The sequence below is a fragment of the Stenotrophomonas testudinis genome, assembly GCF_024499815.1.
GTDB lineage: Bacteria > Pseudomonadota > Gammaproteobacteria > Xanthomonadales > Xanthomonadaceae > Stenotrophomonas.
In genome coordinates, this window is sequence record NZ_JAMOKY010000066.1 from 1 (window position 1) to 7,352 (window position 7,352).

Here is a 7,352-nt window from a genome sequence, read left to right on the forward strand (position 1 = left end):
GGGTTTGCGGGGTGTGAGCCGCATGGATGCGGCGACCAAGGCTACATGGACGTACTTGCGCCGTCCCCGCAAACCCATAGTGCCCGGCCATCCCGCGGAATGCAGGCTTTTGACGTTGACGTTAAGCAGGTGCAGGGCTGCAAGCCCTGCCGACCCATCCCTCAGTGCAGGAGCGCTGCCACCGCCGCCCGGAACCCGGCCTGCGCCGGCACCGACTCCGGCGCGTGATGCAGCTGCCGCACTGCACGCGCCAACCGCGCCGCCCCCACGAACCCGCAACTGGCCTGCAGCCGATGCAGCTGGTTGCGCAGACTCGACGCGTCGTGCTGGTCCACCGCCTGTTCCACCGCGTCGCGTACCCCCGGCAGCTCGGCCAGGAACAGCTCGCGCAGGGCAATCAGGTGGTTGCGCTGGCCGTTCAGGGCCGCCAAGGCCGCCGTCTCGTCCCAGTCCTCCACCACCAGCTCGATCGCTGCCGGCGGCGGGGTCGCTCCAGCGGGACTGTTCACCAGGGCGCGGCGCACCGCCTTCAGCAGCTGGTCGCGCCCCAGCGGCTTGACCAGGGTGTCGCTGAAGCCCGCCTCGCGCAGGCGCTCGTGAATACTCACGTCGCCATCGGCGGTGTGGGCCAGGGCAGGCGTGTCCGGATGCGAGCGGCGCAGTTCATGCAGCAGCTGCGCGCCATTGCCATCAGGCAGGTTGACGTCGATCAGCCACAGGTCATGAGCACCTGGTTCGGCGCGGGCCAATGCACTTGCAAGTGAGTCAGCGGTGTCCACATCCGCTGGTAACGTTTCCAACGCCGCCTTGAAAAAACCGCGGCTGATGATGTCATCCTCGACAAGCAGGAAGCGGGGCCGGCTGGTCCGCGGGTTCATCTGCATCAGGGCTGCCTCCATGTCAGCTGTGTCCATCATCAAGCACGAGGGCGGCGGGCGCAAGCGGCCATCAGCCCCCTTTGCCCGGATCTGCGACAATACGCACCCATTTTTGCCCGCAGCCTGTTGCCACGTGGCCCGATCCCGCTCCCGCATCGACCGTACTCCGTTCCAGACCGAGATCCTCGACCTCAGCCATGATGGTCGTGGCGTCGCCCGCCGCGAAGGCGAGGGCGGCAAGGTCACCTTCGTCAGTGGCGCCCTGCCAGGCGAAGTGGTGATGGCCGAACCGACCGCCCGCAACCGCCATTTCGACGAGGCACGCACCGTTGAAGTGCTGCAGCCCTCGCCGCAGCGGGTGACGCCGAAGTGCCCGCATTTCGGCACCTGCGCCGGCTGCGTGCTGCAGCACCTGGACGAAGACCAGCAGATCGTTGCCAAGCAGCGCGTGCTGATGGACAACCTGGAGCGCATCGGCCACGTGAAGCCGGGCGCCGTGCTGCCGCCGCTGGTCGGCGAGAGCTGGGGCTACCGCCGCAAGGGCCGCTTCTCGGTGCGCCGCGTCGAGAAGAAGGACAAGACCCTGGTTGGCTTCCGCGAGCAGGATCCGCGCTTCGTGGCCGACCTGAGCCAGTGCCTGACCGTGATCCCGGAAATCGGCACCAAGGTCGAGGCGCTGTCGACCTTCATCGAGACGCTGGATGGCAAACGCGACATCCCGCAGATCGAATTCATCGCCGGCGACCAGGCGGTGGTCCTGACCGTGCGCCACATGCAGCCGCTCAGCGATGCCGATCGTGCCGCCTGGGCCGCGTTCGGCCAGCAGCATGGGTTTGTGATCTACCTGCAGTCCGGCGGCGTGGACACCGTGCAGCCGCTGGACGGGCAGGGCGTACCGTTGTCGTTCCGGCTGGCACCGTGGGATGTGGAGCTGGCGTTCCGTCCGCTGGACTTCATCCAGGTCAACGCCAAGCTCAACGAGAAGATGATCGCCCACGCCCTGGACCTGCTGGAACCGGGTGAGGACGAGCGCGTGCTCGACCTGTTCTGCGGCCTGGGCAACTTCACCCTGCCGCTGGCCCGTCGCGTGCGCGAAGTGGTCGGCGTGGAAGGTGATGCCGGCCTGGTCGCGCGTGCCCGCGAGAACGCCGAGCGCAACGGCCTGGCCAATGCGCAGTTCTTCAGCGCCGACCTGACCCAGGACCAGCGCAGCACACCGTGGATGCGCCAGGGCTTCGACAAGCTGCTGCTGGACCCGCCGCGTTCGGGCGCCATCGAAGTGCTGCAGCAGCTGCCGTTGAAGCAGTTCAAGCGCATCGTCTATGTCAGCTGCCACCCGGGTTCGCTGGCCCGCGATGCCGGCTACCTGGTCAACGAGCAGGGCTTCACCCTGGTCAGCGCAGGTGCCATGGACATGTTCCCGCACACCGCCCACGTGGAAAGCATCGCGGTGTTCGAGAAGCGCTGAGCGCGCATGGCACCGGGACTGTCCGGTGCCTTGACGGTCGCCGGCGCCTAGCGCGTCGGCGCCTCCTGCCACTGCCCATCCACGCGGATGAAGGCCACGGTCTGTTCGCCTTGGTGGGTGCCGTCACCGGCGCGCACCGTGCATTCGAACACGGCTGCCTCACGGCCCAGGTCGCAGTTGCGCACTGCATGCACCTGGGTGATACGCGCGGCCTGTTCATAGGCGGCGCGCTCGCCAGCATCTGTCTGCTGCGTGGCGAGCGCGGCGAAACGTGCGCGCAGCAGCGCCTGCGCCTGCTCCGCCGACGGGGCCGGCATCGGCACGTCACGCTGGTCGGGCAGGGTCCACTGGCCGCCCACCCACGCGAGGCGCAGCAGTTGCGGTCGCGGATGGATGCCCGTGCTGGAGGTGACGATGCAGTCCACCGCAGCGCTGTCCGCTGCCGGGGCGCAGCTGGTCAGGCTTTCCAGCCGGGGCCGCAGCGTCTCGGCGAGCAGGCGGCTGGTGCCGCTGGCGGGGCGCTCGGCAATCGCCTCGTCGAACATCTGGTCCATCAGTGCCTGCACCTGCGGCAGCGACGGAAGCGCGGGAAGCGCGGGCGCGTCTGCGGCGGCTGCCGTGCAGGACAGCAGGGCCAGCAGGGCGATGGCGTTACGGGGCAAAGTGCGTCGACGCATCAGGCATCCGGTCCTTGAAGGGGTCGGCAGTGTAGTCATGCACGACGACGGTGCGGTAGGAACTGTCGTGTGCGAACGCCATACTGTGCGCATGGGCATTGAAATCGAACGCAAATTCCTCGTCACCCACGACGGCTGGCGTGCCGCCGCGCACCGGGTGATCCCGATGGCGCAGGGCTACATCAACGACATGGGCTCGCTTGATCGCGGCACCCAGAATGCCTCGGTGCGGGTGCGCATCGAAGGCGACCATGCCGCACTCAACCTGAAATCGCGCACCATCGGCCACACCCGCCAGGAGTTCGATTACCCGATCCCGGTGGCGGACGCGCGCGAACTGCTCGCCCTCTGCGTCGGTGGACTGATCGACAAGCGCCGGCACCTGGTCGAGCACGCCGGCCTGACCTGGGAAGTGGACGAGTTCCTCGGCGACAACGCCGGGCTGGTGGTGGCCGAAGTCGAGCTGGGCAGCGCCGACCAGGCCATTGACCTGCCGGACTGGGCCGGTGCCGAAGTGACCGACGACACCCGCTACTACAACGTTGCCCTGGCCAGCCACCCGTATTCACAGTGGTGAACTGAAAAGGGAGCGCGCAAAGGGCCGGAGGGGATTGATCCAGTTAATCCCCTCCGGCCCCTTTTTTCGCTGGCGGCGGTCCCCATGTGGTCTGGATGAAGATCGATATCTACTCCGACGTGGTCTGCCCCTGGTGCTGGATCGGCAAGCACCGATTCGAGCAGGGTGTGCAGTTGCTGGGCGCCGATGCGCCTGAACTCGACATCCAGTGGCAGCCGTTCCAGCTGGACCGGGATGCCGGCGATACCCCGGTGCCGCTGCGCCAGGCCTATGCGGCCAAGTTCGGCGGTGCCGAGCGTACCGAGCAGATCCTCGGCCAGACCCAGACCACCGCGCGTGCCGAAGGCCTGCCAATGGACTTCAGCCAGGGCCAGGTGCGGGTGACCACGCTGCCGGCGCACCGCGTGCTGTGGCTGGCCGGCGAACACGGCGTGCAGGACGCGGTGGGCGAGGCCCTGTTCCGCGCCCACTTCGAGCATGGCCAGAATCTGGCCGATACCGAGGTGCTGGTGAAGGCCGGCGTGGCCGGCGGCCTGGACGGCGCCGAGATCGCGCAACTGCTGGCCTCCGACCGTGGCCTGGCCGAGGTCGAGGCCAAGCTGGCGCAGGCCCACGCACTGGGCATTTCCTCGGTGCCGACCTTCGTCATCGACGGCCGCTGGGCCCTCTCCGGCGCACAGCCGCCGGAAGCCTTCGCCAACGCCCTGCGCCAGATCGCCGCCGAGCAGGGCGCCCCCGCCGCCGCTGCCGGTGACGAGGCCTGCGGCCCGGACGGCTGCGCCGTCTGAGCAGGCCGGTGTCGGAGCCCTCTGCGGGGATCCGACCCCGTGGTCAGATCCCCAAAGGGGCTCTGGCCCCAACCTCCGTTTGCCCCGAACACTGCGCCTGCCGGCCGGTTCTGCGACAATGCGGCACTGCGCCATGCGGGCGCCCGTAGTGGAGATCGACCATGCTGCTGATCGGCGTTGCCGGCACTGAACTGACCGCCCAGGAACGCGACTGGCTGCAGCACGATGCCGTGGCCGGGGTGGTGCTGTTCAAGCGCAACTTCGCCTCGCGCCAGCAGGTGACCGATCTGAGCGCGGCCATCCGCGCCGCCGCCCCGCGCCCGCAGCTGATCTGCGTGGACCAGGAAGGCGGCCGCGTGCAGCGATTCCGCGAGGGCTACAGCGATCTGCCGCCGCTGCAGGACATCGGCGCGCTGTACGCCAGCGACCCGCAGCAGGCGCTGGCCATGGCCGAGCAGCACGCCTGGCTGATGGCCAGTGAGGTGCGCGCCAGCGGCCTGGACCTCAGCTTCGCCCCGGTGGTCGACCTCGGCCGCGGCAACCGCGCCATCGGCAACCGTGCCTTCAGCGAAGACCCGCAGGTGGTGGCCGCGTTCACCGCGGCCTACGTGCGTGGCATGCATGCCACCGGCATGGCTGCCACCCTCAAGCATTTTCCCGGCCACGGCACCGTGCTGGAAGACACCCACGTTGACACCGCCATCGACCCGCGCGGACTGGATGAGCTGCGCGCGCAGGATCTGGTCCCGTTCAGTGCCGGCATCGCCGCCGGCGCCGATGCGGTGATGATGGCTCACGTGATCTACCCGCAGGTGGCGGCGGAACCGGCCGGCTATTCGCCGCGCTGGATCCAGGACATCCTGCGCGGCGAGCTCGGCTTCCGTGGCGTGGTGTTCTCCGATGACATCGGCATGGCCGCCTCGCACAGCGCCGGCGGCGTGCCGGCCCGCGTGCACGCGCACCTGGATGCCGGCTGCGACGTGGTGCTGGTCTGCCACCCCGAACTGGTCGATGAAGCCCTGCACGCCGTGCAGGGACGCTCCCTCAATACCTCTGCGCTGCTGGGCCTGCTTGGCCGCGGCGCGCTTGGCTGGGATGGCCTGCTGGCCGATGCCCGCCATGGCGACACCCGATCCCGTTTGCTCCACACCCTTGGAAGAACCGTCTGATGCCGAACCTCACCATTTCCCAGGCCCTGGCCCAGGCCGACCTGCTGGTCGACCGTCCCACCATCGACAAGGCCATCGCCAGCATCGCCGACGCGATCGCACGCGACTACGAGGGCGAGGTCCCGCTGTTCCTGTCCATCATGCACGGTGCGCTGCCGTTCGCCGGCCAGCTGGCGCTGGAGCTGGGCGCGCGCGGCCAGGACGTTCAGTTCGATTACCTGCACGCCACCCGTTACCGCGGTGAAACCACCGGCGGCGACCTGGTGTGGAAGCACAAGCCGGCCACCGCGCTGTTCGGCCGCCGCGTGCTGCTGGTCGACGACATCCTTGATGAGGGCTACACCCTGCAGGGCGTGCGCACTTGGTGCCTGGAACAGGGCGCCACCGATGTGCGCATCGCGGCGATGACCGTGAAGAAGCACGACCGCGGCCTGCCGGACGTCACCGCTGACTACGCCGGCATCGAACTGCCGGACCGTTATGTCTTCGGCTTCGGCATGGACGTCAACGAAACCCTGCGCTGCGTGCCGGCCATCTACGCGATGAAGGAATAACGGCGGGCCGTTCGCGGCCTGTCCTTGTCCTGTCCTGTCCCGCGCCGGCATCTTCGGGTGCCGGCGTTTGTCTTTTTCTGGAGTGCATTGCATGCAACAGATCGCCCTGGCCGTGATTGGCGGCACCGGTGTCTACAACCTGGCCAAGCTCGACGACGTCCAGACGCACGAGGTCGAAACCCGTTTCGGCCGTCCGTCCGGCCCGGTGCGCGTGGGCACGCTGCTCGGCAACCGCGTGGCCTTCCTGGCGCGGCATGGCGAAGGTCATTCGCTGCCGCCGCACAAGATCAACTACCGCGCCAACCTGGCTGCACTGCAGCAGATCGGCGCGCAGCGGGTGCTGGCGCTGAATACGGTGGGCGGCATCGGTGACGATTTCGGTCCGCGCGTGCTGGCCTGCCCGGACCAGATCATCGATTACACCTGGGGCCGAATCAGCACGATCTGCGAGGAAGAGGGTACCGACGTGGTGCACGTGGACTTCGGCCACCCGTACACGCCGATGCTGCGCAGCAAAATCCTGGCTGCGGCAAAGGTGACCGGCGTGAAGGTGCACGATGGCGGCTGCTATGGCGCCACCCAGGGCCCCCGCCTGGAAACCATCGCCGAAATCGCCCGCATGCGCCGTGACGGCTGCGACCTGGTGGGCATGACCGGCATGCCCGAAGCCGCGCTGGCACGGGAGCTGGGGCTGGATTACGCCTGCCTGGCGATCGTGGCGAACTGGGCCGCAGGCTGCGGTGACGGCGAGGAGATCACCATGGCCGAAGTGCTGGCCAACGTGCAGGCCGCCAGCAACGGACTTCCGGAACTGGTCGGCGAATTGGCGCGGGGGTGATTGTCATCCTCGGGCAAGCTTTGCATACTCAGCCGGTACGCGGGTTCAGCGTACACCACCCATTCATTGCAAAGGTCTCGCATTAACATGCCGAACGGTACCGTCAAGTGGTTCAACGACGCCAAGGGATTTGGCTTCATCTCGCCGGAGGATGGCAGCGCCGACGTGTTCGCGCACTTCTCCGCCATCAACTCCAAGGGCTTCCGCAGCCTGCAGGAAGGCCAGCGTGTCACTTATGACGTGACCCAGGGCCCGAAGGGCGCCCAGGCTTCGAACATCACGCCGGCCGAGTGATCCACTCGACAGTGCGTTGAAAACCCCGCTACGGCGTAATGCTGTTCACTTAAGCGGTGCAGCCTTGCGATCTACCGGATAGCGGGTCTTGGAAATCTTCACCGTCCTC

9 protein-coding genes are annotated in these 7,352 nt (G+C 67.9%); 7 read left to right on the forward strand and 2 right to left on the reverse strand.

The window, feature by feature from the left end; all coding sequences use genetic code 11:
- Nucleotides 1–161 precede the first annotated feature (161 nt).
- Nucleotides 162–884: a response regulator gene (locus NQ204_RS19275; protein ID WP_406236434.1), complete on the reverse strand. Its 723-nt coding sequence runs from the start codon at nucleotides 882–884 to the stop codon at nucleotides 162–164.
- A gap of 127 nt (nucleotides 885–1,011) precedes the next feature.
- Between NQ204_RS19275 and rlmD the strand changes: the two genes are divergently transcribed.
- On the forward strand, nucleotides 1,012–2,346 hold the full coding sequence (rlmD, locus tag NQ204_RS19280) for a 23S rRNA (uracil(1939)-C(5))-methyltransferase RlmD (protein ID WP_256644675.1): 1,335 nt from the start codon (nucleotides 1,012–1,014) through the stop codon (nucleotides 2,344–2,346).
- A 47-nt stretch (nucleotides 2,347–2,393) separates the two neighbouring features.
- On the opposite strand, the gene NQ204_RS19285 is transcribed toward rlmD, so the two are convergent.
- The gene (locus tag NQ204_RS19285; RefSeq protein WP_133249422.1) at nucleotides 2,394–3,023 is read right to left on the reverse strand and encodes a hypothetical protein; all 630 of its coding nucleotides are present in this window, start codon (nucleotides 3,021–3,023) and stop codon (nucleotides 2,394–2,396) included.
- A 91-nt stretch (nucleotides 3,024–3,114) separates the two neighbouring features.
- Between NQ204_RS19285 and NQ204_RS19290 the strand changes: the two genes are divergently transcribed.
- From NQ204_RS19290 to NQ204_RS19315, 6 genes are all read left to right on the forward strand, one after another.
- On the forward strand, nucleotides 3,115–3,600 hold the full coding sequence (locus tag NQ204_RS19290) for a CYTH domain-containing protein (protein WP_256644679.1): 486 nt from the start codon (nucleotides 3,115–3,117) through the stop codon (nucleotides 3,598–3,600).
- Between the two features lie 95 nt (nucleotides 3,601–3,695).
- Nucleotides 3,696–4,388, forward strand: a complete 693-nt coding sequence (locus NQ204_RS19295; protein WP_256644676.1) for a DsbA family oxidoreductase — start codon at nucleotides 3,696–3,698, stop codon at nucleotides 4,386–4,388.
- 161 nt (nucleotides 4,389–4,549) lie between these two features.
- The gene (gene nagZ / locus NQ204_RS19300) at nucleotides 4,550–5,557 is read left to right on the forward strand and encodes a beta-N-acetylhexosaminidase (RefSeq protein WP_256644677.1); all 1,008 of its coding nucleotides are present in this window, start codon (nucleotides 4,550–4,552) and stop codon (nucleotides 5,555–5,557) included.
- Nucleotides 5,557–6,111, forward strand: coding sequence for a hypoxanthine-guanine phosphoribosyltransferase (locus tag NQ204_RS19305; RefSeq protein ID WP_079222740.1), 555 nt, complete (start codon nucleotides 5,557–5,559; stop codon nucleotides 6,109–6,111). Before nagZ ends, NQ204_RS19305 begins: the two co-directional genes overlap by 1 nt.
- Nucleotides 6,112–6,202: 91 nt before the next feature.
- Nucleotides 6,203–6,949, forward strand: coding sequence for an S-methyl-5'-thioinosine phosphorylase (locus tag NQ204_RS19310; protein ID WP_079222739.1), 747 nt, complete (start codon nucleotides 6,203–6,205; stop codon nucleotides 6,947–6,949).
- Between the two features lie 87 nt (nucleotides 6,950–7,036).
- Nucleotides 7,037–7,243, forward strand: coding sequence for a cold-shock protein (locus NQ204_RS19315; protein ID WP_005410590.1), 207 nt, complete (start codon nucleotides 7,037–7,039; stop codon nucleotides 7,241–7,243).
- Nucleotides 7,244–7,352 lie beyond the last annotated feature (109 nt).

Bases quoted from the DNA above. Each gene is read 5' to 3' on its own strand.
- NQ204_RS19275 (WP_406236434.1), bottom strand. From the start codon at position 884: ATGCAGATGAACCCGCGGACCAGCCGGCCCCGCTTCCTGCTTGTCGAG.
- NQ204_RS19285 (WP_133249422.1), bottom strand. From the start codon at position 3,023: ATGCGTCGACGCACTTTGCCCCGTAACGCCATCGCCCTGCTGGCCCTG.
- NQ204_RS19290 (WP_256644679.1), top strand. From the start codon at position 3,115: ATGGGCATTGAAATCGAACGCAAATTCCTCGTCACCCACGACGGCTGG.
- NQ204_RS19295 (WP_256644676.1), top strand. From the start codon at position 3,696: ATGAAGATCGATATCTACTCCGACGTGGTCTGCCCCTGGTGCTGGATC.
- nagZ (WP_256644677.1), top strand. From the start codon at position 4,550: ATGCTGCTGATCGGCGTTGCCGGCACTGAACTGACCGCCCAGGAACGC.
- NQ204_RS19305 (WP_079222740.1), top strand. From the start codon at position 5,557: ATGCCGAACCTCACCATTTCCCAGGCCCTGGCCCAGGCCGACCTGCTG.
- NQ204_RS19310 (WP_079222739.1), top strand. From the start codon at position 6,203: ATGCAACAGATCGCCCTGGCCGTGATTGGCGGCACCGGTGTCTACAAC.
- NQ204_RS19315 (WP_005410590.1), top strand. From the start codon at position 7,037: ATGCCGAACGGTACCGTCAAGTGGTTCAACGACGCCAAGGGATTTGGC.